Source organism: Pseudomonas wenzhouensis (assembly GCF_021029445.1).
GTDB classification, from domain to species: domain Bacteria; phylum Pseudomonadota; class Gammaproteobacteria; order Pseudomonadales; family Pseudomonadaceae; genus Aquipseudomonas; species Aquipseudomonas wenzhouensis.
This window is the reverse complement of the sequence record NZ_CP072610.1, coordinates 3,161,988-3,188,217: the sequence shown is the minus strand read 5'-3', so window position 1 is coordinate 3,188,217 and position 26,230 is coordinate 3,161,988. Positions and strand designations below refer to the sequence as shown.

At 62.8% G+C, this 26,230-nt stretch carries 27 protein-coding genes and 1 pseudogene; 10 read left to right on the top strand and 18 right to left on the bottom strand.

Annotated elements, in window-relative coordinates; translation table 11 throughout:
• Position 1 precedes the first annotated feature (1 nt).
• Positions 2–1,090 carry an iron-sulfur cluster carrier protein ApbC gene (gene apbC / locus J7655_RS14705; protein ID WP_230925078.1) on the top strand — a complete coding sequence of 363 codons (1,089 nt, stop codon included), beginning with the start codon at positions 2–4 and terminating at the stop codon, positions 1,088–1,090.
• Positions 1,091–1,281: 191 nt separating this feature from the next.
• Here apbC and J7655_RS14700 read toward each other — a convergent pair whose 3' ends face one another.
• Together J7655_RS14700 and J7655_RS14695 are read right to left on the bottom strand one after the other, a co-directional pair.
• A complete protein-coding gene (locus J7655_RS14700) occupies positions 1,282–2,703 on the bottom strand; it encodes an IS1182 family transposase (RefSeq protein WP_230925077.1) in 1,422 nt (473 codons plus the stop codon).
• 114 nt (positions 2,704–2,817) lie between these two features.
• Positions 2,818–3,027 (bottom strand): cold-shock protein, encoded by a 210-nt coding sequence (locus J7655_RS14695; protein WP_003245585.1) that lies wholly within the window; start codon positions 3,025–3,027, stop codon positions 2,818–2,820.
• Between the two features lie 301 nt (positions 3,028–3,328).
• Here J7655_RS14695 and dcd point away from each other — a divergent pair, with 301 nt between their 5' ends.
• Positions 3,329–3,895, top strand: coding sequence for a dCTP deaminase (dcd, locus tag J7655_RS14690; protein ID WP_104727057.1), 567 nt, complete (start codon positions 3,329–3,331; stop codon positions 3,893–3,895).
• 62 nt (positions 3,896–3,957) lie between these two features.
• Here dcd and nadE read toward each other — a convergent pair whose 3' ends face one another.
• From nadE to J7655_RS14675, 3 genes are read right to left on the bottom strand one after another with little or no spacing between them, the layout of a single operon-like run.
• The gene (gene nadE, locus J7655_RS14685; RefSeq protein WP_230925076.1) at positions 3,958–4,785 is read right to left on the bottom strand and encodes an ammonia-dependent NAD(+) synthetase; all 828 of its coding nucleotides are present in this window, start codon (positions 4,783–4,785) and stop codon (positions 3,958–3,960) included.
• Positions 4,786–4,795: 10 nt separating this feature from the next.
• Positions 4,796–5,995, bottom strand: coding sequence for a nicotinate phosphoribosyltransferase (pncB, locus tag J7655_RS14680; protein WP_230925075.1), 1,200 nt, complete (start codon positions 5,993–5,995; stop codon positions 4,796–4,798).
• The gene (locus J7655_RS14675) at positions 5,992–6,636 is read right to left on the bottom strand and encodes a nicotinamidase (protein ID WP_230925074.1); all 645 of its coding nucleotides are present in this window, start codon (positions 6,634–6,636) and stop codon (positions 5,992–5,994) included. Before J7655_RS14675 ends, pncB begins: the two co-directional genes overlap by 4 nt.
• Positions 6,637–6,776: 140 nt before the next feature.
• On the opposite strand from J7655_RS14675, the gene J7655_RS14670 reads away from it, so the two are divergent.
• The gene (locus tag J7655_RS14670; protein ID WP_230925073.1) at positions 6,777–7,469 is read left to right on the top strand and encodes an NUDIX domain-containing protein; all 693 of its coding nucleotides are present in this window, start codon (positions 6,777–6,779) and stop codon (positions 7,467–7,469) included.
• Positions 7,470–7,754: 285 nt separating this feature from the next.
• On the opposite strand, the gene J7655_RS14665 is transcribed toward J7655_RS14670, so the two are convergent.
• From J7655_RS14665 to J7655_RS14650, 4 genes are all read right to left on the bottom strand, one after another.
• Positions 7,755–10,268: a penicillin acylase family protein gene (locus J7655_RS14665; RefSeq protein ID WP_230925072.1), complete on the bottom strand. Its 2,514-nt coding sequence runs from the start codon at positions 10,266–10,268 to the stop codon at positions 7,755–7,757.
• A gap of 99 nt (positions 10,269–10,367) precedes the next feature.
• Positions 10,368–10,832 carry a DUF2489 domain-containing protein gene (locus J7655_RS14660; protein WP_230925071.1) on the bottom strand — a complete coding sequence of 155 codons (465 nt, stop codon included), beginning with the start codon at positions 10,830–10,832 and terminating at the stop codon, positions 10,368–10,370.
• A 7-nt stretch (positions 10,833–10,839) separates the two neighbouring features.
• Positions 10,840–11,034 (bottom strand): SEC-C metal-binding domain-containing protein, encoded by a 195-nt coding sequence (locus tag J7655_RS14655; RefSeq protein WP_147810524.1) that lies wholly within the window; start codon positions 11,032–11,034, stop codon positions 10,840–10,842.
• A gap of 17 nt (positions 11,035–11,051) precedes the next feature.
• Positions 11,052–11,549, bottom strand: a complete 498-nt coding sequence (locus J7655_RS14650) for an LEA/WHy family protein (RefSeq protein ID WP_230925070.1) — start codon at positions 11,547–11,549, stop codon at positions 11,052–11,054.
• Positions 11,550–11,740: 191 nt separating this feature from the next.
• On the opposite strand from J7655_RS14650, the gene J7655_RS14645 reads away from it, so the two are divergent.
• Positions 11,741–12,295, top strand: coding sequence for a hypothetical protein (locus tag J7655_RS14645; RefSeq protein WP_230925069.1), 555 nt, complete (start codon positions 11,741–11,743; stop codon positions 12,293–12,295).
• Between the two features lie 68 nt (positions 12,296–12,363).
• Here the strand turns inward: J7655_RS14645 and J7655_RS14640 are convergent, their stop codons facing one another.
• Both J7655_RS14640 and J7655_RS14635 read right to left on the bottom strand, forming a co-directional pair.
• On the bottom strand, positions 12,364–12,846 hold the full coding sequence (locus J7655_RS14640) for a YchJ family protein (protein ID WP_230925068.1): 483 nt from the start codon (positions 12,844–12,846) through the stop codon (positions 12,364–12,366).
• 4 nt (positions 12,847–12,850) lie between these two features.
• Complete coding sequence (locus J7655_RS14635) at positions 12,851–13,348, bottom strand: DUF6231 family protein (protein ID WP_230925067.1); 498 nt, start codon at positions 13,346–13,348, stop codon at positions 12,851–12,853.
• A gap of 445 nt (positions 13,349–13,793) precedes the next feature.
• Between J7655_RS14635 and J7655_RS14630 the strand changes: the two are divergent.
• The 3 genes and pseudogenes from J7655_RS14630 to J7655_RS14620 all read left to right on the top strand — a co-directional run.
• Positions 13,794–14,144: pseudogene (locus tag J7655_RS14630) on the top strand (OmpA family protein); the annotation flags it as partial.
• 273 nt (positions 14,145–14,417) lie between these two features.
• A complete protein-coding gene (locus tag J7655_RS14625) occupies positions 14,418–14,723 on the top strand; it encodes a DUF1145 domain-containing protein (protein WP_230925066.1) in 306 nt (101 codons plus the stop codon).
• Positions 14,716–15,477 (top strand): collagen-like protein, encoded by a 762-nt coding sequence (locus J7655_RS14620; protein ID WP_230925065.1) that lies wholly within the window; start codon positions 14,716–14,718, stop codon positions 15,475–15,477. Before J7655_RS14625 ends, J7655_RS14620 begins: the two co-directional genes overlap by 8 nt.
• 40 nt (positions 15,478–15,517) lie before the next feature.
• Here J7655_RS14620 and J7655_RS14615 read toward each other — a convergent pair whose 3' ends face one another.
• Positions 15,518–15,982, bottom strand: a complete 465-nt coding sequence (locus J7655_RS14615) for a CopD family protein (protein WP_230925064.1) — start codon at positions 15,980–15,982, stop codon at positions 15,518–15,520.
• A 140-nt stretch (positions 15,983–16,122) separates the two neighbouring features.
• Here J7655_RS14615 and dinG point away from each other — a divergent pair, with 140 nt between their 5' ends.
• Positions 16,123–18,267 carry an ATP-dependent DNA helicase DinG gene (gene dinG, locus J7655_RS14610; protein WP_230925063.1) on the top strand — a complete coding sequence of 715 codons (2,145 nt, stop codon included), beginning with the start codon at positions 16,123–16,125 and terminating at the stop codon, positions 18,265–18,267.
• Between the two features lie 5 nt (positions 18,268–18,272).
• On the opposite strand, the gene mnhG is transcribed toward dinG, so the two are convergent.
• Genes mnhG through mbhE form a run of 6 tightly spaced genes read right to left on the bottom strand, consistent with a single transcriptional unit; the run spans position 18,273 to position 24,033 of the window.
• Positions 18,273–18,614 carry a monovalent cation/H(+) antiporter subunit G gene (mnhG, locus tag J7655_RS14605; protein WP_230925062.1) on the bottom strand — a complete coding sequence of 114 codons (342 nt, stop codon included), beginning with the start codon at positions 18,612–18,614 and terminating at the stop codon, positions 18,273–18,275.
• The gene (locus J7655_RS14600; RefSeq protein WP_230925061.1) at positions 18,611–18,922 is read right to left on the bottom strand and encodes a monovalent cation/H+ antiporter complex subunit F; all 312 of its coding nucleotides are present in this window, start codon (positions 18,920–18,922) and stop codon (positions 18,611–18,613) included. The genes mnhG and J7655_RS14600 overlap by 4 nt, the downstream gene beginning before the upstream one ends.
• Complete coding sequence (locus J7655_RS14595) at positions 18,919–19,416, bottom strand: Na+/H+ antiporter subunit E (RefSeq protein ID WP_230925060.1); 498 nt, start codon at positions 19,414–19,416, stop codon at positions 18,919–18,921. The genes J7655_RS14600 and J7655_RS14595 overlap by 4 nt, the downstream gene beginning before the upstream one ends.
• Positions 19,416–20,912, bottom strand: a complete 1,497-nt coding sequence (locus tag J7655_RS14590) for a proton-conducting transporter transmembrane domain-containing protein (RefSeq protein ID WP_230925059.1) — start codon at positions 20,910–20,912, stop codon at positions 19,416–19,418. The genes J7655_RS14595 and J7655_RS14590 overlap by 1 nt, the downstream gene beginning before the upstream one ends.
• Entirely contained in the window at positions 20,909–21,313 is a 405-nt protein-coding gene (locus J7655_RS14585) for a Na+/H+ antiporter subunit C (RefSeq protein ID WP_004423816.1), read from the bottom strand. The genes J7655_RS14590 and J7655_RS14585 overlap by 4 nt, the downstream gene beginning before the upstream one ends.
• Positions 21,313–24,033 carry a hydrogen gas-evolving membrane-bound hydrogenase subunit E gene (mbhE, locus tag J7655_RS14580; protein ID WP_230925058.1) on the bottom strand — a complete coding sequence of 907 codons (2,721 nt, stop codon included), beginning with the start codon at positions 24,031–24,033 and terminating at the stop codon, positions 21,313–21,315. Before mbhE ends, J7655_RS14585 begins: the two co-directional genes overlap by 1 nt.
• 236 nt (positions 24,034–24,269) lie before the next feature.
• Between mbhE and J7655_RS14575 the strand changes: the two genes are divergently transcribed.
• A complete protein-coding gene (locus J7655_RS14575) occupies positions 24,270–25,415 on the top strand; it encodes a serine hydrolase domain-containing protein (RefSeq protein ID WP_230925057.1) in 1,146 nt (381 codons plus the stop codon).
• Between the two features lie 82 nt (positions 25,416–25,497).
• Positions 25,498–26,151: an OmpA family protein gene (locus J7655_RS14570; RefSeq protein WP_230925056.1), complete on the top strand. Its 654-nt coding sequence runs from the start codon at positions 25,498–25,500 to the stop codon at positions 26,149–26,151.
• The last annotated feature ends 79 nt before the right edge of the window (positions 26,152–26,230 follow it).

The window sequence follows — 26,230 nt, the reverse complement described above, 5'->3', positions numbered from 1 at the left end:
CATGAGTGCCGTCACCCGCGAAGCGGTCGAAGCCTGTCTGCGTCAGTTCACCGACCCTCACCTCGATCAGAACCCGGTCAGTGCCGGTTGTCTGCGTGAGGTCGACATTCAGGGCGCGCGCGTCGCCGTACGCCTGGAGCTGGGCTACGCCGCCGGCCTGTTCAAGAACGGTTGGGCGCAAATGCTGCAGATGGCGCTGGAGAACCTCGATGGCGTCGACAGTGCGCAGGTCAAGGTCGACTGCGTGATCGACTCGCACCAGGGCCAGGCCCAGGTGCCGGCGCTGGCCGGGGTGAAGAACGTGATCGCCGTAGCCTCGGGCAAGGGCGGGGTGGGTAAATCCACCACCGCCGCCAACCTGGCGTTGGCCCTGGCGCGTGAGGGTGCGCGCGTGGGCATTCTCGACGCCGATATCTATGGCCCCAGCCAGGGCATCATGTTCGGCATCGCCGAAGGTACGCGCCCGCAGGTCAGGGATCAGAAGTGGTTCGTGCCGCTCGAAGCCCATGGTGTGCAGGTGATGTCCATGGCCTTTCTTACCGACGACAACACGCCGATGGTGTGGCGCGGGCCGATGGTCAGCGGTGCCTTGCTGCAGCTGATTACCCAGACCGCCTGGAACGATCTCGATTATCTGGTAGTGGATATGCCGCCGGGTACGGGCGACATCCAACTGACCCTGGCGCAGAAGGTGCCGGTGGCCGGTAGCGTGATCGTCACCACGCCGCAGGATCTGGCGCTGCTCGATGCGAAAAAAGGCGTGGAGATGTTCCGCAAGGTGCACATCCCAGTGCTCGGCGTGGTGGAGAACATGGCCGTGCACATCTGCTCCAACTGCGGCCATGCCGAGCATCTGTTCGGCGAAGGCGGTGGCGAGAAGCTGGCGGCGCAGTATGGCGTCGAGCTGCTGGCCTCGTTGCCGCTGTCGATGGCCATTCGCATGCAGGCCGATGACGGCAAACCGACCACGGTGGCCGACCCGGAAAGCCAGATCGCCATGATCTATCAGGATTTGGCGCGCAAGGTCGGCGCGCGCATTGCCCAGGCTGGCAAGCCGGCGATGCCGAGCATCGAGATCAGCGAGGACTGAAAGTCGCCGCGCAGCGGCATCTGATGACCCTCTCCCATGAATGGGAGAGGGGAGACAGGCACCATCCAGACGCCCACAAAAAAGCCCCGCACTAGCAGGCTGTGTGAAAACGCCCTGACCGTAGGCAAATCCAACGCCCCGACTGGTTCGGGGCGTTGGCGTTTTTGATGTTTGGAAATGGAAGACGGGATTTATCCCAACAGTTCGATCAACCGACGGGCACCCAGCACATTGATGGCTCGTTTCAGGTTGTAGGCGTTGACCGCCAGGGCCATTTCCGTCCGCGCTCCCCGCAGTTGTCGGAGCAGGAAGCGACCATTACCCAAAATCCACTGCTTCAGATTGCCGAAGGGATGTTCGACGATGGATCGGCGCCTGACCATCATCTCTGGATGCGCCTGCATCCGCTGATGCATGCGCTCGAATGCGGCTTCATGGACATGCCGAGTCACGTATCGGCGCTTGGCCTTGGTGCAGCGTGATTTCAATGGACAGCCCTCGCAGTCACCTTGCCTGGCATAGATACGTTGTAGGCCACTGACCTGTTTGAGTGTTAGCCACTGGCTCGCAGGGCATTGGTACTGGTCGTTTTTTGCGTCGTAGGTGAAGGCGCTGCGATCGAATAGCGGCGTGTCGTCGCCCTTGTTATTGATGCCTCGATTCTCCGGCACATAAGCCGTAATCCCAGCATCATCACAGGCTTGAAACTGCTCACCATTGGAGTAGCCGGCATCGGCTGTAACCGTCAGCTCTTCCTGTTCTAGGATCGCCTGGGCGGCCTTGGCCATCGGTTCCAGTTGCTGGTTATCGCAACCGTCCTGAGTGACGGCATGATGCAGGATCAGCCCATGCTCGCCATCTACCGCGCTTTGCACGTTATAAGCCACGCGAGCCCCCTGGTGGGTACGCATCATGCGGGCCTCATCCTCACCCATGACGAACTGATCCAGCCCCTGTACCTCCATCAACGCCTGGGCTGTCAGGTTATCGGCATGTCGACTCTTCAGGTGCTGCAGCGCAGCCTTGACCGCACTGCGATCAACCCCTTCAGTCGCCTCACTGCGGTCAGCCTCGTCCAGTTCTGCCAGATAACGGCTTATCTGCGCCTCCAGTTTGGCTTGTTGGCGCTTGAGCTTCGTCAGGCTCAGATGCTTGCGTTGCGACGCAACCGCCTGAAACTTACTGCCATCGATGGCCACGAGTTGCCCACTGATCAGTCCCACCTGGCGACAGAACTGGACGAAGGTGCGGCAGGTCGCTTGAAAAGCAGCACTGTTGTCCTTGCGAAAATCGGCAATGGTCTTGAAATCCGGAGCCAATCGGCCCAGCAGCCACATCACCTCGACATTGCGCTGGCACTCGGCTTCCAGGCGCCGGGAGGAGCGGATGCGCTGGAAGTAACCGTATAGATAAAGCTTGAGTAGATCCGCCGGATCATAGCCAGGACGTCCGGTCTTGAGCGGCTCGGCCTTGCTGAAACCCAGAGCCTGCAGATCCAGACGAGCGACATAGGCCTCGATCACCCGTACCAGATGATCCTCCGGTACCAGCTCCTCCAATGTGGGAGGAAACAGGCTGCTTTGCTGACGACCTTCGCCCTTGATGTAGCCCATAAACAACAATGCCCCTATCGACCGATAGAGGCATTGTCTTCACCTTGCACTCAGACTGCTAGGTTTTCACACAGTCTGACTAGGCGGGGCTCTTTTCAAGCAGGGTAGTGCAGGTTAGATAACCTGAACTTCCTCAGCCTGCATGCCTTTCTGACCACGGGTGGCCACGAAGGAAACTTGCTGGCCTTCTTTCAGGCTCTTGAAACCATCGCTCTGGATGGCTTTGAAGTGTACGAAGAGGTCGTCACCGGATTGCGGGGTGATGAAGCCGTAGCCTTTCTCATCGTTGAACCACTTAACGGTGCCAGTCTGACGATTGGACATGTGATGTCTCCTAACAAAAGTAATTACAGCCCTGGAAAAGCCCAGGCCGGGACTGAGTGCAACGAGTACTAGGAGTCGGACGATGTTTGGATCGAGATCTAGGCATCAAGTAGCGATTCGCGGTGACACATGCAGCACAGTGGGGACACCATACGTGTTTTTATCGCCAAGTGCGAATGCTCGATGCAGCTTTTTTGCAAATAATGCGTTGAGGGTGCGTCGGCAATCTTTGAAGCAGGGCTTCAGCATCGGTAAGATGCGCTCACTTTTTCTTGTAACAGCCCACTCAGGACACCTCGCCATGAGCATCAAATCGGATAAGTGGATTCGCCGCATGGCCCAGGAACACGGGATGATCGAGCCGTTCGTGGAGCGCCAGGTGCGTGGTGCGGACGCCAGTCGGGTGATCTCCTACGGCGTTTCCAGCTACGGCTACGACGTGCGTTGCGCCGACGAATTCAAGGTGTTCACCAATATCCACTCGGCCATCGTCGACCCGAAGAATTTCGACGAGAAAAGCTTCGTCGACATCAAGAGCGACGTCTGCATCATCCCGCCGAACTCCTTCGCCCTGGCGCGCACCGTCGAGTATTTCCGCATTCCGCGTGACGTACTGACCATCTGCCTGGGCAAGAGCACTTACGCGCGTTGCGGCATCATCGTCAACGTCACGCCGCTGGAGCCGGAGTGGGAAGGCCATGTGACCCTGGAGTTCTCCAACACCACCAACCTGCCGGCGAAGATCTACGCCCATGAAGGTGTGGCGCAGATGCTGTTCCTGCAGTCCGACGAGGCCTGTGAGGTGTCGTATCGCGATCGCGGTGGCAAGTACCAGGGGCAGACCGGTGTAACCCTGCCCAAGGCCTGATCGAACCTCCTGATGCGAAGAAGCCGGGCATTGCCCGGCTTCTTCGTTTCTGCCCTCTGCGATCAAGGCACCAGCGGCAGCTCGCGCTTGTGGCGGGTGGCGTCGTAGGTGCGCACGATGGTGGCATAGGCCTGGTCGCTGACGGTCTCGCCATGCAGGAAGGCGTCGATCTCGGCATAGGTCACGCCATGGGCTTCCTCGTCCGGTTTGCCCGGGCGCAGTTCTTCCAGATCGGCAGTCGGCGTTTTCATCACCAGATGCTGCGGTGCGCCCAGGTGTGCGGCGATGGCGCGTACCTGTTTCTTCACCAGGCCAGACAACGGGGCCAGGTCGCAGGCGCCATCACCGAATTTGGTGAAGAAGCCCATCACTGCCTCGGCGGCATGATCGGTGCCGATCACCAGGCCGTTGTTGGCGTTGGCGATGGCGAACTGGGCGACCATGCGAATGCGGGCCTTGACGTTGCCCAGTACGAAGTCGCGTCGGGCATGGCTTAGTTGCTCCAGGTGGCTGACCTGCAGGGCCAGGCCGTTGACGCTGTCGGCAATGTTGACTGTAGTGTTCTCGTCGGCACGGATGAATTGCAGTGAATCCTGTGCGTCATGCTCGTCATGCTGGGTGTTGTGCGGCAGACGCACGGCGATGAAGCGATAGGCGTTATCGCCACTCTCGGCGCGTAACTCCTCGACCGCAAGCTGAGCCAGACGCCCGGCCGTGGTCGAGTCGACGCCACCGCTGATACCGAGCACCAGCACCTTGAGGCCGGAATTCTTCAGGGTGTTCTTGATAAAGGTCTTGCGCCGTTCGATTTCGGCGATCAGCGCGGCGTCGTCGGCGAATGGCGGCACCACATCGAGGGCGGCGGCGATTTCGGCTTGGCGGTTGCTCATGTCTGGCTCCTCACTGGGGCACGCGAAAGACGTGTTTCAGGTAATGGACGAAGTTTTCGTCGCGGCACTGGGTCTTGCCGGGTGTATCGGAAATCTTGGCGACCGGTTGACCGTTGCAGGCGATCATCTTGAGCACGATGTTCATCGGTTCGACGCCGGGGATGTCGCAGGTCAGGTTGGTGCCGACCCCGAAGCTTACGTGGATTCGCCCGCAAAGTGCACGGTAGAGCCGTAGCGACTTGGGCAGGTCGAGCCCGTCGGAAAACACCAGGGTCTTGCTCATGGGGTCGATGCCGAGCTTTTCGTAGTGGGCGATGGCCTTTTCCGCCCACTCCAGCGGGTCGCCGGAGTCATGGCGCAGGCCGTCGAAGAGCTTGGCGAAGTACAGGTCGAAGTCGGCCAGGAAGGCATCCATGGTGATGCAGTCGGTCAGGGCGATGCCGAGCAGGCCACGGTACTCGCGTACCCAGCAGTCGAGCGCGGCGATCTGGCTGTCGATCAACCGTGGACCGAGCTGCTGGTGCGCCATCAGCCATTCGTGGGCCATGGTGCCGATGGGCTTGAGGTCGAACTCGCGCGCCAGGTGCACGTTACTGGTGCCGACGAAACGTCCGGGGAAATCGCGCTTGAGGATATGCACCGCCTGCTCCTGCACGCGGTAGGAGAAGCGCCGGCGTGTGCCGAAATCGGCAAGCTGGAAGCCGGTCAGTTCGCTTGGCGAGGCTTCGGCCTTGAGCCAGTCGAGCTTCTCGTACAGGCGTTCGGCGGCCTGCTCCAGCAGCACTTCGCGGTAGCGATAGCGGTTGCGCACCTCGCTGACAATGGCCAGCAGCGGCACCTCGAACAGAATCACATGCAGCCAGGGGCCGCGCAGGCGAATGCTCAACTGGCCGTCTTCGATACTGCTGTGCACGTAGCGCAGGTTGAAGCGGAACAGGCTGAGAAAGCGGATGAAGTCCGGCTTGATAAAAGGGATGCGTTCGAGAAAGGCCAGTTGATCCACGCTCAGGCTCAGCTCGCTCAAGCGCTCGATCTGGTAGCGGATTTCTGCCAGATAGGGCGTCAGGTCCTCGCGGCTGCGGCAGCGAAACTCCCATTCCACTTCGGCATTGGGGTAGTTGTGCAGCACGGCCTGCATCATGGTCAGCTTGTACAGGTCGGTATCCAGCAGGTTCTGCACGATGCGCTCGGCGAAAATGCTCTCGCTCATGGCTGAGACTCCTTGGTGAGGGCGCTGTCCAGCTCATCCAGGCTGGCGGTCAGCAGAATGCCCTGTTCGCGCATGGCGCTGCAGGCGGTTGCAGCCGTTTCACTGGCAATCGCGCGGCAGGCTGGCAGATGGACGATCACCTCGAAACCGGCGCGGCGCAACTGCAGGGCAGTGGTCTTGACGCAGTAATCCAGGGCCAGACCTCCGACCAATACAAGGTCGATACCATTGTGCCGGAGAAATTCGATCACGCCCGTGCTGCGCTTCTCGGCCAGGTCGTGATAGCAGGCGCCATAGGGGTGCAGATCCGGCTCAACGCCTTTCCACACGAAGTAGTCGTAATCCAGCGGTGCCGGCAGGCCATCGAGCAATTCAAAGCCTGGCGTGCCGGGGACGCAGTGGCTGACCCAGGTCAGATCGGCGTTGGCCAGCGGCAGTGGGCGCAGCATTTCATCGTGCGTGTCGACGACCCAGGCCGCCTGCGGGCTATGGGCATCCTTGCTGCCGATGCGTAGCTCGGCGCGTGCAGCCAGTTGGTTCAGCGCCGGGACGATGGCATCGCCTTCGGGCACCGGCAACTCGTTGGGGCACAGCGGAGTAAAGCCTTTCTGGGCGTCGACGTCGAAGCTGGCGATCTTCATGGTGCGCCTCCTTACTGCGTTTGTATGGCTACATATTTCATCTGATGAAATATGTAGTCAAGCGTTTTTGCCAATTCATGCGTGAAAGAAGGCGAATTATTGGTCAAGATGAAATAAGTACATGAAGACGCGGGGGAAGGATGAGTGCAGTGGAGGTGCTGGCCGGGGTGGATATCGTCGCCCTGCGCCTGAGCGAGGGGGGCGCGCTGCAGGTGCTGCTGCTGCGTCGCCAGCGCGAACCCTATGCGGGGCAATGGGCGCTACCGGGTGTGCTGGTCAATGGTCGCTGTGCCGATGCCAGCCTGGATGCCGCTGCCGCCCGTGCGCTGGCGGATAAGGCGCGCCTGCAGCCGCAGTATCTGGAGCAGGTGGCGACCGTTGGCAATGGTGTGCGCGATCCACGCGGCTGGTCACTGAGCACCTGCTATCTGGCGCTGCTGACGCCGGATGCCGAGCCGCAGGATGAGGGTTTGTGCTTCGTCGATCTGTCAGCCATAACCGCAGGGCAGCAGGCCTTGCCATTCGACCATACGCAACTGGTACGTCTGGCCGCCGAGCGTCTGCGTGGCAAGTCGGTGTACAGCTCGCTGCCGCTTTACCTGCTGGCAGCGCGCTTTACCGTGACCGAAGCGCTGATGGCGTTCCAGGCGTGCCTGGGTGAGCCGGTGCAGCACACCACGTTGCGCGGCAGGCTGGAGCGGATGAAGGCGCAGGGCTGGATCAGTGATACCGGCGAGAAGAATTATCCGAAGATGGGGCGGCCGCAGAATCTATTGGCGCACAGCCCGCACGCGGGTGAGGCCTTTATCTTCGACCGCAGCCTGCTGGCTTAGGGTCTGTTGCCGTTTCGGCGCAGCAACGCGGCTCGCGTCGAAACGGCAACAGACCCTAGTAGGCGCTCCCTGAATGGCAGGCAAAAAAATAGGCGCCAGAGGCGCCAGGGGAGCATTGCAATCGATGCATAGGTTCTGAACCTGCTTTTGCCGGAAAGTTCAGCGGTTTTTCTGCAGGCAAAAGAAAAGGCGCCAGGGGCGCCTTAAACGATGATCTATGGAGTAAGTCGATTATTCAGAGTGCGGCGCTGAGGAAAAGGTTCAGCGCCGCCCGACGAACGGTCATCATTTGGCTGGCATCAGCAGCAGGCGCTGGTTGCCGTAGACCTTGTCCAGATTCTCCGCTTTGAACGGGAAGCTCATGTACCCGCCTTTGAGCCATGCTTCGATGCCATCGGCGTAGTGTGGGCTGGCCGGGTTGCCGGATTGGCCCGAGCTGTTGACGCCAACCAGCGGTTCGTCGGCGGCGAAATCCACCACGAAACGCATGGCCGGGATCAGGAAAGTGTTGAAATCCTGGCCCCAGGCGTAGGCGGAAACGTTCAGCGTGCTGTGATCGCCGCCTGCCGGGTAGGGGCCGCGATCCAGATAGCCTTTCAGGGCGTTGATGCTGCTGCGCTGGCTGGCGCTCATGTAAGGCGCCAGGCGCGTGGTGTCGGTGACCCACTCATAGGTGTGCAGCTTGCCCCATTGCCAGTTACGCCGCTCCGCACTCAGACGGCTCTCCAGCAATTCGATGCTGGTGGCCAGGCTGCGCGCCAGGATGGTCGGCTTGTGTTCCTGCTCTGGCGTGCGGATGTCGTTCCAGAATGGGCTGTCGGCGCGCCCAAGCAGGTGGTCGGCCTGCGCCGAGTAAGAGGTGTTGGCGGTTTGCACCAGTGCCTGCCAGGCCGGGCTGCTTTCCGGGCCCAGTTCATCGAGGAAGATCTGCCGCGCGCTTTCCTGCAGAAAGGCGCCGTAGAGGGCGGCATCGGCCGAACCGGCGGCGAGCTTGCCATCGAACGCGAGCAGGCGTTTCAGCGCTTCGTCGGCACGTGCGCGCTGGCCGGCCGGCAGGGCGGCGATGGCCTGGCGCAGCGAATCGTGCATTACCGGGTCGTTGAACATGGCCTGCAGCTTGGCGACGAAGGGCGAGGTCTGGTCGTACTGCATGGCGATCATGCTGCGACCATCGTGCCGGCCGTTACCGGCCAGTTCGGCGATGCGCTCAGCGCGCTCCGGGTAGTACCAGGAACTGGACAGCTGCATGCCATAACCGGGCGGCACGCTGCGTTCGTTGGCGGTGCCCAGCCAGCCTTGCGGCGGATCCTGGTCATAAGGGTGCAGCATCGGGTCGGCGAAGCCGTCCCAGGCGTAGCGCTCGTCCCAGCCGGGGGAGGGCAACAGGCCGCGCCCTTCGCGGCGGTTCGGGTAGCGCCCGGTGACCTGCCAGCCGATATGCTGGGCGTCGGCGAAGACGATATTGAGCGGCATGGCGCGGATTTCCCGCGTGACCTCGAAGGCCTGATCCACCGACTGCGCGCGGGACAGGTCGAAGAAGGCATCAAGGCTCTGGTCGCGCTCGAACTGGGTGGTTTTCAGTGCCAGGCCGTAGCCGCTCTGCAGCGCCAGGGGCTGCAGCATATGCTTGCGTTCGCCCAGTACCGAATTGAGCAGCGGGCCGTTGCGGGTCTCGTAAAGCGTTTCGCGGATCGGGCGCTGGCCACGGATGAAGAACGTCTCCTGGCGCTCGCTGACCGGCAGCCACTTGCCGTCGGCTTGGTACATCAGGCGGCTGCCCTCGCGTTTGATGCGCTCCAGGTAGATGTCCTGATTGTCGCCCATGACCATGGTCATGCCCCAGGCCAGCTTGCCGTTATAGCCGGCCACAATGGCCGGCACACCGGCCAGCGAGATACCCGCAGCCTGGTACTTGGGCGAGCGGATCTGCACGAAATTCCATAGCGAAGGCATGCTCAGCGGCAGGTGCGTGTCGTTGGCCAGCAGGCTCTTGCCGCCGCGGCTGCGCTGCGGGGCGATGGCCCAGTTGTTCGAGGCGGCAACGCCGAGCATGTGCTGCTCGGCGATCTGCGCTGCAGTGCGGGAGATCGCCTGCAGGCCCGGCAGTTGGCCCTTGAGGTCGAGGCCGGCGAGTTTTTCTGCTTCAGCAAAAGGCAGCGGCTCGTCCGGGTAGATCGGCAGCAGCCAGGGCAGTTTGTCGGCGCCCACCTGCTGGGTCATGGTCAGCGCGGCGATCTCTTCCTGCAGGTTTACCGCCAGGCCGAAGTTCAGCAGGCAGAACAGCAGTACCGAGTCCTCGGGCTTCCAGTACTCGGGGCGGTAACCGGACTCGGCCAGATCCATCGGCAGGCGGTTGCGATAGCGGAACATATAGGCGTTGACGCCACGCGAATAAACCTCGAAGAAGCGCTTCAGGCGCGGTGAGGCATCGGCGTAGAGGATTTCCGCGCTTTTTTTCAGGTTGACCGCGCGCATGAAACGGTCCATTTCCAGCACGCCAGGGCCGGCCATCTCGGCCAGGCGGCCCTGGGCCAGCAGGCGCATGCCGACCATCTGGCTGAGGCGGTCACCGGCATGCACATAACCGAGGGTAAAGAGGGCGTCGTGGAAGGTGCTCGACTCGATCAGCGGCATGCCGAGGGCGTTACGCCGCACCGACGCACTTTCGGCCACGCCCTGGATGCGCTCGACGCCACGCGTGGGCGGCACGCTGTCGGCATAACGGCTGTTGAGCAGGGACTGGCAGCCGGCGAGGCTGGTCAGAGAGGCGGCAAGAGTCAGGCAGGCCAGCGCGCGCATGGCGAATTTCCTTGGTATACGAAGGGGCGAGGCCGGTCATGAGTTGGCCGGCCACAAAGGCGCCAAGGTAATGAGGCCAGTGGAGCCTGGCAAGAGGCCTCAGACGCTCGTTTGAGGCTTCTTCAGCCCTTCATCGAGTAACCAGCGCGCGGCGCTGCGTGCGGCGGCCTTGTGCTGCAGTTCCAGCTCGTTGAAGCGTTTTTCGAAGCGGCGCCGTTCGGTCTTGTCCAGAGCCTTCCAGGCTGCATGGGTAGGCACTTCGGCGGTGGCTTCGAAAAGCAGATGGAACACCTGGCAGCGGCTGTCATTGCTCAGGGCACTGTCATAGTTATCGAGCAGCACCTTGATGCGAATGGCGCCTTCGATCAGCGGCAACTGCTCGTCGAGCAGGCTGCTGGCGAGGATGCTCAGGTCGCCACCGAGACGCTGCTGGCGCTCCTGTTGCGCTTCATCACGGGCGCGCTGGGTAGCCCACACGCGGCGCCACAGGTGCCAGGCATAGGCGGCCAGCGCAGCGATCAGCAGCAGGCCGCCAAGCAGCAGGGTCAGGTTCAAGGCACTCATGCGCGGTTCAGGCGCCGTGGCACTTCTTGAACTTCTTCTCGCTGCCGCATGGGCAAGGGTCGTTACGGCCGACATCCTTCAGTGCGTTGCGTACCGGCTCCTGATGGCCATGGTTGCAATGCGGGCCATGTACATGGCCGTGATCGTGATGATCGTGATCATGGTTGCAGTCGGGGCCGTGGACGTGGGGTTGGTTGCTCATGGTGTCACTCGCACAGGTTATTCGGGGATGAAATCGCCGGGAATTATCTCGCCATTGCGCGCCATATGCACGCTACGGCCAAACATCATGCCGGTTTTTACTTCACCTCGGAGGCTGTAGCGAATTGGTACGTCGGGTTTTTCCAGTGCTTTGACGATCTGTCGGACATGACGCCAGAGATTGGTACGTACCGGCACCTCGAAGGTGTGGTGGCCGTGGGCGGGTACGGTGAACCACTCGTTGGAATAGCCTTCGGCGAGCTGGATGCCGTTGAGCTGGACGTTATAGTCCAGCCCGCGTACCGGCAGGCTGACGCCATTGGGATTGTCGATTCGAAAGCGCAGGCGAAACTCCTGCTCGAGCAGCCTGGCCTTGACCACGTCAACATTGATGAGTTGGACTTCCGGATCCTTGAAGCTACCTGTCACCCAGGTGGAACATCCTGTCAGGCCTGAAAGCAGGCCTAAAAACATCAGTAGGCTGGTAATTCTTATCATTTGCGCCTGAGAAAGCATTTCATACCCCCGTTGCGGCCCAGTGTAACAAGCAAGCGCTTGGCTGCAATGGGGTACAACCATTATTTTCAAGGTGATAGCGTGCCGGTCGCGGTCTGTCGGTAATCGATGAGGCGTGAATGAGACGTCTGCCGTGTCAGTGCAAAAGAACCTGCGCCATACTGAGCGGCGAATAGGACAGGAGTGTGACCATGAGTCGCTATGAGATCGCCTTCTCCGGGCAACTGGTGCCGGGCGCCCAGCCGGAGTTGGTCAAGGCCAACATGGCCAAGCTGTTCCAGGCCGATGCTCAGCGTATTGCCCAGTTGTTCTCCGGGCGCCGTATCGTGATCAAGAACAACCTCGATGCCGCTGGGGCGGAAAAGTATCGGGCGACGCTGGAGCGCGCCGGTGCGCGGGTGGAGGTGGTCGATATGGACGTGCTGATCGAGGAGGTCGAGCTCGCACCGCCGCCACCTGCCGAGCCGCCACCTGCTGTGGTGAGTGCGCCTGCCGTGGCCAGGGCCGGTCGCCTGCAGGTTGCCCCGCGCGATGAATACATGGCGGCGTTCAGCGATGTCGATGCACCGGATTTCGGCATCGCTCCGGTGGGCAGCGATCTACAGGATGCCCGGCCTGACGCGGCTGCACCGGCGGTGGACCTGTCGCAATTCACGCTGGCGCCTGTCGGCAGTGATATGGGCCAGGCCAAGTCCTCGACACCTGCGCCAGCGCCGGATACCTCGCACCTGAAACTGCTGGACTGATCGTCCAGCAGGCCGGCAAGCGCCGTGAGTGGTGCAGGTAGTCACGGCGTTTTCATCTGTGATGCGCGTCAGCCGTGCAGATACGGTGCGCAGCACTTCTTGAATTTCTGCCCACCCTGGCAGGGGCAGGGATCATTGCGACCAGCCTTCAGAGGCACTGTCGGGTCGAGGAAATACCAGCGCTCGGCCACCTGCACGAAGGCGGAGCATTCGCGATGCCGATGCTCGCCTTGTGTGTCATGCCAGCGGGCAATGAAGGTGACCTGCGCGTGCTCCGGTTTGCCGCCGAACACCTCGCCACCCTCAACTTCCAGGCCTAGCCAGGTGCTCTGGGCGCTCCAGGCGGCCATGGCCTCACGGTCGAGTGCCTGCTGTTGGGCGGGTAGGGTGGTGGCTATCAGATAGTCCACCAGGCCCAGCACATAAGCGCTGTAACGAGAGCGCATTAGCAGTTCCGCGCTGGGTGCATGGGTACCGGCATGATAACGGCCGCAGCACTGGCTCAGTGGATTGCCGCTGCCACAGGGGCAATTGGAGTCGAGAGGGTTCATCGCTCTACCACCAGTACTTGCCGAAATTTTCCGGGTTGGCCCAGAACTTTGCGTTCAACCAGTCCGGAACTTGCTTGTAATCGAGCAGATCATAGGTGAACAGATGCAGGGTCTGCCCTTCGCGCTGGAATTGCTCGCTGGCCTGCATGGCCAGGGCGAACAGGTCGGTTTCTTGCCAGGCAGCTGCCTGCAGGTCAAGCAATACCGCGATGCGGCTGGCGTTGAGATTTCGGATGCCGCCCAGCAGTTGCAGTCCATCGCGTTTGGGTAAATGCTCCATACAGTCGACCAGCAGGGCCAGGTCGAAACGCTGTGCGGCCAGTTCCGGCGCCAGGGGCGCTGCGGGTGCAGTGGTGATCTGACACTGCGGGTGAGCGTCGCTAAAGGCGTTGACTGCGGGGAGTTCGCTGGCACCGAGGAGCAGCAGTTTCTCGGGGCTGTAGCGGGCAAGCAGTGCCGCAATGGCCTGCTGTGGTGTGCGAGTGCTAAGGTTGGCGGTCATCGAACTTCCTCGAAAAGTCTGCAAAGACTAACGTGGAGTCGATATCAGGCCTAGAGTGATGGGAAATTATCCGCAGGGGCGACTCTAGCTGGCGGATTGTACAACTTCTGTCTTTACTACTATCGAGTCGGTTATGGGCCGATGAATATTGGAGACCTAAAGTATGAGTATCACAAGGAACGCAGTACCCCTGATTCTGGCGAGCACTCTGCTGACCGGTTGTGCCGGTTTGCAGAAAACCGACTGGCCCACCTGCGCAGCTGTAGGCGGCGTTGGTGGTGCGGCGTTAGGGGCAATCGAAAGTTCTACCTGGGCCGGCGGTGGTGCTCTGGTCGGTGCGGGGATGGCGGCAGCCTATTGCTGGGTACATGGTGCCGATGCGCAGCAGGTTGCAGTCGTCGAAGAGGAAGTGGTGGTCGAGGAGGTCGCCGTCGCCGAACCGGTTGAGGCCGTTCGTGTCGAGCTGGACGTGAAGTTCGACTTCGACAAGGCGCAGGTCAAACAGGAAAGCTATGGCGATATCAAAGCGCTGGCCGACTTCATGAAGCAGTACCCGCAAACCAGCACTGTGGTCGAAGGTCACACTGACTCCGTGGGCAGCGATGCCTACAACCAGGGGCTGTCCGAGCGTCGCGCCAGTGCTGTGCGTGATGTGCTGGTCAACCAGTATGGCGTCGAGTCCGGTCGCGTGCAGGCCGTGGGTTACGGTGAAAGCCGTCCGGTTGCCGACAATGCGACTGCTGATGGCCGTGCCATCAACCGCCGTGTAGAAGCCGAGGTCGAAGCTCAGCCGTAAGGCGTTCGCTCAAGCCTGGCAAGGCGTTATCCACAAAGGCCCGACCGGTTTCTACCGGCCGGGCTTTTTTGTATGTACGACTCCGGTCGCACGGGAAGGCGCGTGCCCAGGGGATGTTCTGTGACAAGGCCTGAATGGGCCGTGTTCGAGCCTGCTTCTGGAGTTTGCGTGCGTCAAACAAAGTCATGAAAAAACTGTCGTCGCTATGGCAGTCCCGGTGGTGAGGGGGTAACGTGCAGCGCTAACTAGAAAAAGCGCTGCACGAGGGCGGGGATGAAAGCATTGTTGAGAATGGGCAAGGCGTTGGCCTTGATCTTCTGGCTGGTCTTCGGGGCCGCCTTGAGCAAGCGTTTGGAGGCCCCTTTCGAACAGCTCGTTTACCTGCTGGCGGGTTTTCTGGCGTTCTTGCACGTCGCGCAGTTATGGCTGTTTTCCAGCCTTGTGGCGGCGCGGGCCAACCCCTGGCTGGAGCGTGTGCAGATTCTGCTGTTCGGCATTTTCCATCTGTACCCGTTCAAGGCTGCGCAGCCGCGTGATGCCGTTGCAGCCGCTGTGCTCGAGGAGGCTGCCCATGCGTAGTTTCGTTCTGTTGCTGTGCCTGAGTGTGGGGACTGCATCTGCCGCTACGCAGATCAGCGTACCGTCCAATACGCTGATGCGTTTGCCGGTGGCCAGCAGCACTCTGCAGCTCGAGCGGCTGGAGGTGGCGGATCAGGCAACGCTGATGGTGCCGGCAAGCGTGACGGAGTTGCGTATCGGCCAGTTGTTCATGGGGCGCGATGCGCGTATCGGTGTGGCGCCTGGCGATCAACCATTGCGCCTGGTCATCGACGATGCCGATATCGGGCCTGGCGCCTGGATCAGCGCCAAGGGCGCCGCCGGTACCTATACCCGGCCGGCGACACCTGGGCGTGAGATCAGTCTCAAGCTGCACAAGCTGACCTTCGAATCGCTCACCGTGGATGTACGTGGTGGTCAGGGCAGGCCAGGTTATGCCGGGCTCGATGGTGCGCACGGTCAGCCGGGTGGTTGCACCTGGGGCCAGGCCAGCGCCGGTCACGATGGTCAGGATGGTACTGACGGTCACGATGGTGCACCGGGCGGCAAGGTGGTGCTGGAAGTGCCGCATCATGTCGAGGTCGAGCGCATGCAGGTTCTGCTCGACGGCGGTGCCGGTGGTGCAGCCGGTACGGCAGGGCGTCCCGGACGTGGCGGCGCTGCCAAGGGTTGTCTGCTTTATGGCGTAGACGGTGCGGCCGATGGCCAGCCCGGCCAGCCCGGGCGCGAAGGTGCGGCGGGCCGCAGTGGTGCCGTGCAGGTCTTCCGTTTCTGAGTCATCGCTGCTGCCTGGGTTCGCCAGGCAGCAGCACCCGTCAGAATGTCGGGCGCATGGCCGCCAGCGTCATCAGCGCCAGGCCGATCAGCAGGTTGCTGCCGACCAGTCTGCGAATTCGCCCCAGCACCTCACCGCCTGCCGGCCAGTTCTCGGCCTCCACGGCGCGGCGTAGTTCGGGCAACTGCAGTGCCTGAATACGCAGGAACAGAGCGAGCATCACCAGATACAGCCCCATCATGATGTGCACATAGCGCGGTGCGGCATCGAAACCGGCATAGCTCATGTGCAGCATGCCGATGCCAGTCAGGGGCAGGACTGCCACCGCTCCCCAGACCCAGACGAAGAAACGTTTGAACACACTCAGCCACAAGCGCAGGCGTGCTGGCGGTTCGAGTGTGTCCACTGCTGCCGGGCGCAGGATCATCCAGGCGAAGAACATGCCACCGACCCAGACGACAGCGGCCAGCAGGTGTAGCGCATAGAGTGGTGCGTAGGGTGTCATGCGGTATCTCCAGAGGGTCCGTTTGGCAGGTCGGTTCATTCGATTGGCACACGAGTCAGCGCCGGATCGATTGCCGCGCTATGATAGCGACCGCTCCGCGAATACTGAAAATTTATCCAGCCTTTTTCGTTTCAGAATCCATGCTCAGTACCGAACTCAAGTCCCAGATCCAGGGCGCCTATTCGCGCTTTCTCGAAGCCAAGTCGCTCAAGCCGCGTTATGGCCAGCGCCTGATGATCGCCGAGATTGCCAAGGTGCTCGGCACCATCAAGACCGATGACGAGGGCAAGCGTCTGGGCGACCCGGCCGTGGTGGCGGTTGAGGCCGGCACCGGCACCGGCAAGACGGTGGCCTACAGCCTGGCCACCATTCCCACCGCCAAGGCTGCCGGCAAGCGTCTGGTGATTGCCACCGCGACGGTCGCCCTGCAGGAGCAGATCGTGCACAAGGATCTGCCCGATCTGTTACGCAACAGCGGCCTGAATTTCAGCTTTGCCCTGGCCAAGGGTCGTGGTCGCTACCTGTGCCTTTCCAAGCTCGATCACCTGCTGCAGGACGGCGCCGCGCAGAGCGCCACCGCGCAACTGTTCGAGGAAGAAGGTTTTCGCATCGACGTCGACGAGCAGGGCCAGAAGCTGTTCACCGCGATGATCGAGAAGCTGGCCGGCAACAAATGGGACGGCGACCGCGACAGCTGGCCCGAAGAGCTGGAGGACAGCCGCTGGGCGCAACTGACCACCGACCATAGCCAGTGCACCAACCGCCATTGTCCGAACTTCCAGCAGTGCGCCTTCTACAAAGCGCGCGAAGGCATGGGCAAGGTCGATGTGATCGTCACCAACCACGACATGGTGCTGGCCGACCTGGCGCTCGGTGGCGGCGCAGTACTGCCTGACCCGCGCGAAACCATCTATGTATTCGACGAGGGCCATCACCTGCCGGACAAGGCCATCGGCCACTTTGCCCATTTCACCCGCCTGCGCTCGACCGCCGACTGGCTGACCCAGATCGACAAGAACCTGACCAAGCTGCTGGCACAGAACCCGCTGCCGGGTGATCTCGGCCGGCTTATCGAACAGGTACCGGAGCTGGCCCGCGAGCTGAAGACCCAGCAGCAGTTCATGTTCACCGCCTGCGAAGAAATCGCCGATTTCAAGGCCGGCGAGGACATGGAAGGACGCGAGCGCCCGCGTCACCGCTTCGTCGGCGGGGTGGTGCCGGAGCACCTGACCGAGCTGGGGCTGGAGCTGAAGAAGGGGTTCTCCAAGCTCAACGACCTGTTCACCGGCGTCACCGAGCTGCTCAAGGAAGCCATGGATGGTGAGGGCGCAGTCGGTATCGCCAGCCACCAGGCCGAGGAGTGGTATCCGCTGTTCGGCAGCCTGATGGCCCGAGCCAAGGGCAACTGGGAGCTGTGGCTGGCCTTTACCGCCGAAGACCCCGAGGAAAGCCCGCCCATGGCACGCTGGCTGACCCTGGCCGAGAGCGGTGCGCTGTTCGATATCGAGGTCAACGCCAGCCCGATCCTCGCCGCCGAGACGCTGCGCCGCAATCTGTGGAACGTCGCTCACGGCGCCCTGGTGACCTCGGCCACGCTCACCGCGCTGGGCACCTTCGACCGTTACCGCATGCGCGCCGGCCTGCCCAGGGTGGCAGTCAGCGCCATCGTGCCAAGCCCCTTTCATCATGCCGATGCGGGCTTGCTGCGGGTACCGGATCTGAAGGCCGACCCGCGCGAGGCGGCTGCGCACACGACGGCCATCATCCGCGAGCTGCCGAACCTTGTGGCCGGCAGTCGTGGCACGCTGGTGCTGTTCTCCTCGCGCAAGCAGATGCAGGACGTGTTCGACGGCCTGGAACGCGACTGGCGCAAACGTGTGTTCATCCAGGGCAACCTGTCCAAGCAGGAAACCCTGAACAAGCACAAGGCGCGCGTCGATTCAGGCGAGGAAAGCGTGCTGTTCGGCCTGGCCAGTTTCGCCGAAGGCGTCGACCTGCCCGGCGCCTACTGCGAACATGTGGTGATTGCCAAGATCCCCTTCGCCGTGCCGGATGACCCGGTTGAGGCGGCCCTGGCCGAATGGATCGAAGCGCGCGGCGGCAATCCTTTCATGGAAATCGCCGTGCCGGATGCCTCGCTGCGCCTGGTGCAGGCCTGCGGCCGCCTGCTGCGTACCGAGGCGGATCGCGGCACCATCACGTTGCTGGATCGGCGTGTGGTGACCCAGCGTTACGGCAAGGCCATCCTCAATGCCTTGCCGCCGTTCCGCCGGCAGATCGACTGACGGATCTATTCACCGCCCCTGTTGCGCTGCTCCAGCTCATCACCCAAACGCCCGAGCGTCGGCCGAATGCCGGCGCGGTGTGCAGCGCGGGCAATAGCGTGAGCGGCCAGCGGAGCGCTGGCCAGCAGAATCAGCAGGCCGATAAAGGCCTCCAGTGCCAGCTCGCCACTGCTGGACAAGGCCACTGCGCCCAGTAGCAGCACGGCGCCGAGCACGCCGGCCTTACTCGCCGCATGCATGCGGCTGTAGCTGTCGGGCAGGCGCAGCACGCCAATCGCACCGAGCAGAGAGATCACTGCACCGCTCAGCACCAACAGCGAGGCCAGCCAGGCTTGTACGTCGTTCATGGGCGTTCCTCACTCTTGTCCGGTATCTGGCAGTGGGCGTCATCGAACAGGAAGGCAAAGGCCGCCGTGCCGAGAAACGACACCAGAGCCAGGAGCACGGCGGCGTCCAGAAATAGCGCCTCTTCGCGTATCAGGCACAGCAGTGACATGGCGGCCACGGCAAGCAGAGCCAGCGCATCGATGGCCACGGCTCGGTCAGGGCGACTCGGCCCACGCAGCAGGCGGTAGAGCACGAGCATGCCGCTCAGGGCGAGCAGCGCGGCGGCCAGGGGCAATACCCAGGCGGTACCAGCCAGATGCAGGGTCATGGCGTTACTCCTTCGGCTTTGCCTGCATCGATCCAAGCCTGCAGGCGGCGCTCCAGTTGCGTAAGGTTATCGGTCACATCCTCGCGCCGACGGGCATCGAGCGCGTGGATATAGAGCAGCCCCTGTTGCTCGTCATACTCCAGAACCAGAGTGCCGGGTGTCAGGGTCAGCAGGGTGCCGAGCAACGTCACCTTGTCAATCTCGCGGCGAGCCACCGAGTAGGCCAGTATGGCCGGCTCGGCCTCGATACGGCGCGCCAGCACCAGGGCTGCAACCTGGTACGTCGCAATGAACACCTGAGCGATGAACCACAGACAGAAGCTCACGCCATGTTCCAGGCTGCATGCATACCGGCGCAGGCGCCCGATTGCCAGGCCCAGCAGGCGCGCAAGCAGGTAGAGCAGGGCGAAGGCCAGCAGACCGCCACCGAGATGGCCGGCGCCGAGACTCCAGGCCAGACCGACGCTGGCCAGCAAATGGATGATGAACAGCATCAGGTACCTCCTGCGTCGGTGAAGGGTTGCAGATAGGCCTGCGGGTCGGCGAGCTGCGCGGCGGCCGCTACGGCGTAGTCGATCAGCGGGCCGGCGCCGAGGCCGATCAGCACGGTCAGCAGTGCCAGGGCGCTCATGCCCACCCAGGCCGCGCGCATGCCAGTCACCTTTTGTAGCGCCTCTTCACCGCGTGGATGAGGCTTGAGGAAGGCCTCGTTCCAGATCTTGTTCATCGACAGCAGGGTGAATACGCCGGTCAGCAGGGCGATGCCCGCCGCCCACCAGGCTGCGGCGTCCAGGCTGGCCTTGACCAGCAGGAACTTGGCCCAGAAACCGGACAGCGGCGGAATACCGGCCAGCGACAGCGCTGGAATGGCAAAGAGCAGCGCCAGCCAGGGCATGCGCTTGTACAGCCCGCCCATATCGGCCAGGCGTTCGGAGCCGCAGATGCGCGCCGCCAGGCCACCGATGAAGAACAGATTGGCCTTCACCACGATATGGTGGATCAGGTAGAACACCGCGCCGGCCAGCGCCAGCGGGGTGGCCAGGGCGAGGCCGAGGATCATGTAGCCGACCTGACTGACGATATGGAACGACAGGATACGGCGCACCTCGGTCTGCGCCGCCGCGCCCAGCACGCCTACCAGCATGGTGGCGCAGGCGACCCACAGCAGCAGTTGGTGGGGCAGGCCGTACTCCGGCCAGAGCAGGGTCACCAGGCGAATCAGCGCGTACACGCCGACCTTGGTCAAGAGCCCGGCGAACATCGCCGAAACGGCTGTCAGCGCCACGTGATAGGTAGCCGGCAGCCAGCCGAATACCGGGAACAGCGCGGCCTTGATGGCAAACGACAGCAGCATCAGCAGCAGCGCCGGTGTCACGCCCGGTGGCGCCTCACCGCTGCGCATGATCATGGCCAGCTCGCCCATGTTCAGCGTGCCGCTGGCGCCGTAGACCAGGCCGGCGGAGAGCAGGAAGATCAGCGTGGCGAACAGGTTCAGCGCCACGTAGGTCATGCTGCCGGCCAGCCGACGGCTGCCACCGCCCAATGCCATCAGGGCGAAGGAGGCGATCAGCAGCACTTCGAACCAGACATAGAGGTTGAAGATGTCGGCGGTGATGAAGGCGCCGCAGATGCCGGTCAGAAGACCCTGGATGAACAGGTGGAAGTCGCGGCCGATGGTGCTGTCGTTGTCCTTGGCCACGCCGTAGAGCAGGGTGACCAGCGCGACCAGGGCGCTGATGGCGATCATCACCGCCGACAGCCGGTCGATCACCAGGCTGATGCCGAAGGGCGCCTGCCAGCCGCCGACCTGGCCACTGAGCACCACGCCTTGCGCGGCCTGCCACACCAGCATCAGGCCAACGGCCAGCAGCAGCACGGCACCTGTCAGGCTGAGCACGCGCACGGCCAGCAGATGGCGGCGCAGGATGATTGCCAGCAACAGGCTGCACAGCGGGATGAGAATCGGGGCAACCAGTAACGCGTGATTCATCGGCGAGCCTCCGTACCATGGGCGTCCTGTTCGTGCTCGCTGTCGTGCCAGTCCGGTGCCGGTTGCTCGGTGATTGCGCTGACCGAGTCGGTGGTCTTGTCGCCGTGCAGTTCGCGGGTGCGTTTGAGCAGCGCCAGCGTGAAGATGAACAGGCTGAAGCCGATGACGATGGCCGTCAGTACCAGTGCCTGCGGCAGCGGGTTGGCCGTGCTCACTGCGTTGCCGGCCTCGACGAAGGCCGGGCGTTCACCGAAGAAACGGCCGGCGGTGATAACCCCCAGGTTGATTGCATTACCCAGAACCACAATCCCCAGTACGACACGCTTGAGGTTGCGATCCAGAAGCATCCACAGGCCCAGACCCGCCAGGCCACCGGTGGTGATTGCAGCTAGCCATTCCATTACTGGCGAACTCCCGTGAGCTTGTCGATCATGTGCAGGGCGGAGCCGAACACGGTGAGGAATACGCCGACATCGAAGAGCAGGGGCGTACCCAGCGGCAAGCCGCCGGGGAAAGTCCACAGACCGGTGAGAAAGGCGCTGCCGGCGATCAGCCCCAGGACACCGGCGCCCGCCGCGCAGCCCAGGCCAATGCCGATCAACTGCGCAGGGGCCACGGGCAGTACGCGGCGAATCTGCCCGTGACCATAGGTCAGCACCAGCAGAATCAGGCCGCAGGCCGCCACCAGGCCACCGATGAAACCACCGCCCGGCAGGTTGTGGCCGCGCCACAGCAGCAGCAGTGAGCCAGCCAGCATCAGCCAGGCCAGCGGGCGCAGGCCCTGGCGCAGCAGTGGCGAATTGAAGGCGTCTTCGCCGCTGTGTTCATTGCCGACGCGTTGGCCGGTGCCCAGCAGGCTGGCTGCGGCGAGGGCGGAGAGCGCGACCACGAGGATTTCGCCGAGGGTGTCGAAGGCGCGGAAGTCCACCAGAATCACGTTGACCACGTTATGCCCATGACCACCCGGCAGGCTGTTGGCCTGATACCACTGGGCGATGTCGCCTGGCAGCGGCAGGCTCACTGCGAGCAGCAGGGCGCCTGTCACACTGAGGCCGAAGAGAATCGCCACGCCGGCATGCAGGCGGCGCTTCCAGGGGGTGCGGGCGCCACTGGCCGGCACGGTGGGCATCTTGCGAAACACCAGGGCGAGGAAGATCAGGCTGAGGGTTTCCACCATCAGTTGGGTCATCGCCACATCCGGCGCATTGACCGAGATGAACACCATCGCCAGGCCCAGACCGCAGGCGCCGAGGGCGGCCAGCAAGGTCAGGCGACCGGGCAGGAATGCCGCCGTCATGGCGCCGGCCAGTGCCATCAGACAGCCCGCCAGGCCCAGTGGCGAGATCGGGCTGTAGCTGCCCTGCAGCAGTTGCGGCAGCGCCGGCAGCAGACCGACCGCCAACAGGCCGCCGACTGCCAGAGCCAGCAGCACCAGATGCTGGCGCAGCGAGCCATGCTGGAAGCGCGCAGCGAGCAGCCCGGCGAAATGGAAGACGCGCTTGAGCAGGCGGTCCCAGATCAGATCGCCGCTGACATTCCAGGCCGCGTTGGCACGATCGAGCACCTGCCGTACCCGGTCACGCAGTATGTAGAAGAGCACACCGAGCGATACGGTCAACAAGCTGGCCAGCAGCGCCGGGGTGATACCGCCCCACAGATACAGGTGTACATCCACCGGGCCACGCGCCACGGCCTGCACCGCATTGTTCACCAGCCAGGTTTCCGGCCAGGCATTCCAGGCGCCGAGCAGGAAACCGCCGATGGCCAGCAGCATCGGCCCCAGCCACATCGGCAAGCCGACTTCGTGCGGCATGCGCGGATAATCGCCACGCTTGCCGAGGAAGGTCTGCAGGAAGACCAGGCCGGCAGCGGCGAACAGCAGGGCGTTGGTCAGAATCATCACCAGCGTTACCGCCCAGCCGATATGGCCCATCTCGATCAGGCCGCTGTACTTGAACTCCTTGGCGATGAAACCGAAGAACGGCGGCAGGCCGGCATTGGAGAATGCCGCCAGGGCCACTGCCGCGCCGGTCAATGGCATGAACCGGATCAAACCGCCCAGGCGTGCCAATTCGCGCGTGCCGGTGGCGTGATCGATGGCGCCGACAGCCATGAACAGCGCGCCTTTATAAAGAGAGTGTGCCACCAGATAGAGAATGAACGCCTGCAGGCCATAGCTGGTGTTGGTGCCGATCAGCATGGTCAGCTGACCGAGTACGGTGACCGTGGTGTAAGCCAGCAAACGCTTGAGGTCGGTCTGGCGGAAGGCGAGGAAGGCACCGAGCACCGCCGTGGCGGCGCCAATGGTGATCAGCAGCGTACCCCAGCCGACCGAGCCGCCGAGTACCGGATTGAGTCGCGCCAGCAGGTAGATACCGGCCTTGACCATGGTTGCCGAATGCAAATAGGCCGACACCGGCGTCGGCGCGTTCATCGCATTGGGCAGCCACAGGTGGAAGGGCACCTGTGCCGATTTGGTGAAGCAGCCCAGCAGCACCAGCGCCATGATGGCCGGCAGCAGCACGTGGCCTTCGATCTGCTCGGCGCTGAGGCTGGAGAACTGCCAGTTGCCGGTTGCACCGCCGAGCAGGATTAGCCCGGCCAGCAGCGCCAGCCCGCCGCCGCCGGTGATCAGCAGCGCCTGCAGCGCCGCGCGGCGCGAGACGGCTTTTTCGTGTTGGAAGCTGATTAGCAGGAAGGAGGCGATGCTGGTGAGTTCCCAGAACACGAACATCGCCACCAGATCGTCAGCCAGCACCAGGCCGAGCATGGCCAGCATGAACACCAGCAGGTAGGCGTGAAAGCGGCCGAGGTGAGTGTGGCTGGACAGGTAACTGCCGACATACAGCACGATCAGGCTGCCGATGCCGCTGATCAGCAGGGCAAATACCAGCGAGAGGCCGTCCAGGCGTAGGCTCAGGTTGATACCCAACGCCGGAATCCAGTTGACGCTCTGCATCACAGCGCCGCCGTCGGCGATCAGCGGTATCTGTTGAATGAACCAGATAAAGGCCGCCAGCGGTGCCAGCATCAGCAGCCAGCCAGTGCGGGCACCCAGCAGACGCGTCAGGCCTGGTGCCAGTATTGCAGCCAGGGCAATCAGGGACAGTAGGTAGAGCACTGGTTTCTCCTGTACCGGGCGTCGATCCAAGACGGCCTGCCTGCCATGCCCACCTGTAGCCGACGGTTGTCGGCCTGACTCGGGATGCAGGGCGTATCGGTCAGATCAGGCCGCGCTTTTTTCAGCATAGGGAAAACCAATCGGGCATCGCTATTTTATGAAGTTTCAGAACATTGCATGATAGGTGGCTGACATCACTGGCCATATCTGGCCGAGCAAGGTAACGGGAGAGCAGCGTGCAGATTCAGGGTTATTTCGACTTACGCTTCGAAGCGGTGAGAGACGCATTCGCTGCACTCTTCGAGGACACACAGGAGCGGGGCGCGGCCCTGTGCGTGAAAGTCGGCGGCGAAACCGTGGTCGATCTGTGGGCTGGGGTGATGGACAAGGACGGCCAGCAGGCCTGGCACAGCGACACCATCGCCAATCTGTTTTCCTGCACCAAACCCTTCGCCGCCGTGGTGGCTCTGCAACTGGTGGGTGAGGGCAAGCTCGATCTGGATGCTCCGGTGGCGCGCTACTGGCCCGAGTTTGCCGCAGCCGGCAAACAGCGCATCAGCGTGCGTCACCTGCTCTGCCATCAGGCCGGCTTGCCGGCGCTGCGCCAGACACTGCCCGCTGAAGCGTTGTATGACTGGCAGACCATGGCCGCCGCGCTGGCGGCAGAAGAACCCTGGTGGCCGCTGGGTGAGGGTCATGGCTATGCGCCCATTACCTACGGCTGGCTGATCGGCGAGCTGATTCGCCGTGTGGAAGGTCGTGGCCCGGGCGAGAGCATCGCCGCGCGTATCGCCAGGCCGCTGGGGCTGGATTTTCATGTCGGCCTGGCGGACAGCGAGTTCGACCGCGTTGCCCATATCGCCCGTGGCAAAGGCAATCTTGGCGATGCCGCCGCGCAGCGTCTGCTCAAGGTGATGATGAGTGACGCCAACGCCATGAGCACGCGCTCGTTCACCAACCCGCCGTCGATCATGACCAGCACCAACAAACCGGAGTGGCGGCGCATGCAGCAGCCGGCCGCCAACGGTCATGGCAACGCGCGCAGCCTGGCGGGTTTCTATGCCGGCCTGCTCGACGGCAGCCTGCTCGATGCCGAATTGCTGGGCGAAATGACCCGTGAGCACAGTGTCGGCGACGACAAGACCCTGTTGACCCGCACCCGCTTCGGCCTGGGTTGCATGCTCGATCAGGCCGACGTGGCCAATGCCACCTATGGCATGAGCGCCAAGGCTTTCGGTCATCCCGGTGCCGGTGGCTCCAGTGGCTTTGCCGATCCGGAACGAGACCTGGCATTCGGCTTCGTCACCAACAATCTGGGACCGTTCGTCTTGATGGACCCCCGCGCGCAGAAACTTGCGCGACAGATTGCGGACTGTACCTGACCGAAACGGCTAAACTCGCGCCAACCGTTCAGTACCAACCATAACGAACCGACCATTAGATTTGTTTGACCCCGGGGGCTACATGCGTGCCAACAAGATTTTTGCCTTTACCTGCTGCCTGCTGATCGCGGGCTGCGCCGGCTCGGAGAAGAAGGAAGTCGCCAAACCAGCCGTGATGCCGCCACCACAGGTGACCCGTGCCTGGCTCGACGAATACGAGCCAAAACTGCGTGAAGCGGTCAAGGGCAGCCACTTCGAGTTCGAGCGTCGGGAAAACCTGCTGGTGGTGACGGCCCCGGTGCAGGGCTCGTTCAACCCGGATCGCCCGCAGATGCTGCTGCCGGTCAGCCTGGGGCCGATCACCCGCGTGGCCAAATTGCTGGAAAAGGATGAAGACATTGCTGTGGTCATCCTCGGCCATGCCGACACCAGCGGTGACGACGCCAGCAACCGTGAGCTGAGCCAGCAGCGCGCGCGCGCCGTGACCTCCATCTTCCGCCTCAGCGGCCTCAGGCAGAATCGCCTGCAGGTCATGGGCCTGGGCTCCGACATGCCGCGTGCCGCCAACGACAGTGCTGCCGGCCGTGCCCTCAACCGCCGCGTGGAAATCCTCCTGACCTCGCGTGACACCATGCAGGGGCTGATCGCCAAGTACAGCCAGCCGGCCAAGCCCCAGTTCAAGGACGCCCCCAAGGTCGCTGCCGCAGATCAAGGAAAAGTCGGCAAGTCGGAGTAAGCTTGCCGGCATGCCCACCCTGCGCGGGCGGGTGCCGGAAACCTACGGTTAGGTGGCCGGCTCCGTCCTGAGGAATTGC

Excerpts from the sequence above, each read along its gene's own strand:
- apbC (WP_230925078.1), top strand. The coding sequence starts at position 2 with ATGAGTGCCGTCACCCGCGAAGCGGTCGAAGCCTGTCTGCGTCAGTTC.
- J7655_RS14700 (WP_230925077.1), bottom strand. The coding sequence starts at position 2,703 with ATGGGCTACATCAAGGGCGAAGGTCGTCAGCAAAGCAGCCTGTTTCCT.
- J7655_RS14695 (WP_003245585.1), bottom strand. The coding sequence starts at position 3,027 with ATGTCCAATCGTCAGACTGGCACCGTTAAGTGGTTCAACGATGAGAAA.
- dcd (WP_104727057.1), top strand. The coding sequence starts at position 3,329 with ATGAGCATCAAATCGGATAAGTGGATTCGCCGCATGGCCCAGGAACAC.
- nadE (WP_230925076.1), bottom strand. The coding sequence starts at position 4,785 with ATGAGCAACCGCCAAGCCGAAATCGCCGCCGCCCTCGATGTGGTGCCG.
- pncB (WP_230925075.1), bottom strand. The coding sequence starts at position 5,995 with ATGAGCGAGAGCATTTTCGCCGAGCGCATCGTGCAGAACCTGCTGGAT.
- J7655_RS14675 (WP_230925074.1), bottom strand. The coding sequence starts at position 6,636 with ATGAAGATCGCCAGCTTCGACGTCGACGCCCAGAAAGGCTTTACTCCG.
- J7655_RS14670 (WP_230925073.1), top strand. The coding sequence starts at position 6,777 with ATGAGTGCAGTGGAGGTGCTGGCCGGGGTGGATATCGTCGCCCTGCGC.
- J7655_RS14665 (WP_230925072.1), bottom strand. The coding sequence starts at position 10,268 with ATGCGCGCGCTGGCCTGCCTGACTCTTGCCGCCTCTCTGACCAGCCTC.
- J7655_RS14660 (WP_230925071.1), bottom strand. The coding sequence starts at position 10,832 with ATGAGTGCCTTGAACCTGACCCTGCTGCTTGGCGGCCTGCTGCTGATC.
- J7655_RS14655 (WP_147810524.1), bottom strand. The coding sequence starts at position 11,034 with ATGAGCAACCAACCCCACGTCCACGGCCCCGACTGCAACCATGATCAC.
- J7655_RS14650 (WP_230925070.1), bottom strand. The coding sequence starts at position 11,549 with ATGCTTTCTCAGGCGCAAATGATAAGAATTACCAGCCTACTGATGTTT.
- J7655_RS14645 (WP_230925069.1), top strand. The coding sequence starts at position 11,741 with ATGAGTCGCTATGAGATCGCCTTCTCCGGGCAACTGGTGCCGGGCGCC.
- J7655_RS14640 (WP_230925068.1), bottom strand. The coding sequence starts at position 12,846 with ATGAACCCTCTCGACTCCAATTGCCCCTGTGGCAGCGGCAATCCACTG.
- J7655_RS14635 (WP_230925067.1), bottom strand. The coding sequence starts at position 13,348 with ATGACCGCCAACCTTAGCACTCGCACACCACAGCAGGCCATTGCGGCA.
- J7655_RS14625 (WP_230925066.1), top strand. The coding sequence starts at position 14,418 with ATGAAAGCATTGTTGAGAATGGGCAAGGCGTTGGCCTTGATCTTCTGG.
- J7655_RS14620 (WP_230925065.1), top strand. The coding sequence starts at position 14,716 with ATGCGTAGTTTCGTTCTGTTGCTGTGCCTGAGTGTGGGGACTGCATCT.
- J7655_RS14615 (WP_230925064.1), bottom strand. The coding sequence starts at position 15,982 with ATGACACCCTACGCACCACTCTATGCGCTACACCTGCTGGCCGCTGTC.
- dinG (WP_230925063.1), top strand. The coding sequence starts at position 16,123 with ATGCTCAGTACCGAACTCAAGTCCCAGATCCAGGGCGCCTATTCGCGC.
- mnhG (WP_230925062.1), bottom strand. The coding sequence starts at position 18,614 with ATGAACGACGTACAAGCCTGGCTGGCCTCGCTGTTGGTGCTGAGCGGT.
- J7655_RS14600 (WP_230925061.1), bottom strand. The coding sequence starts at position 18,922 with ATGACCCTGCATCTGGCTGGTACCGCCTGGGTATTGCCCCTGGCCGCC.
- J7655_RS14595 (WP_230925060.1), bottom strand. The coding sequence starts at position 19,416 with ATGCTGTTCATCATCCATTTGCTGGCCAGCGTCGGTCTGGCCTGGAGT.
- J7655_RS14590 (WP_230925059.1), bottom strand. The coding sequence starts at position 20,912 with ATGAATCACGCGTTACTGGTTGCCCCGATTCTCATCCCGCTGTGCAGC.
- J7655_RS14585 (WP_004423816.1), bottom strand. The coding sequence starts at position 21,313 with ATGGAATGGCTAGCTGCAATCACCACCGGTGGCCTGGCGGGTCTGGGC.
- J7655_RS14570 (WP_230925056.1), top strand. The coding sequence starts at position 25,498 with ATGCGTGCCAACAAGATTTTTGCCTTTACCTGCTGCCTGCTGATCGCG.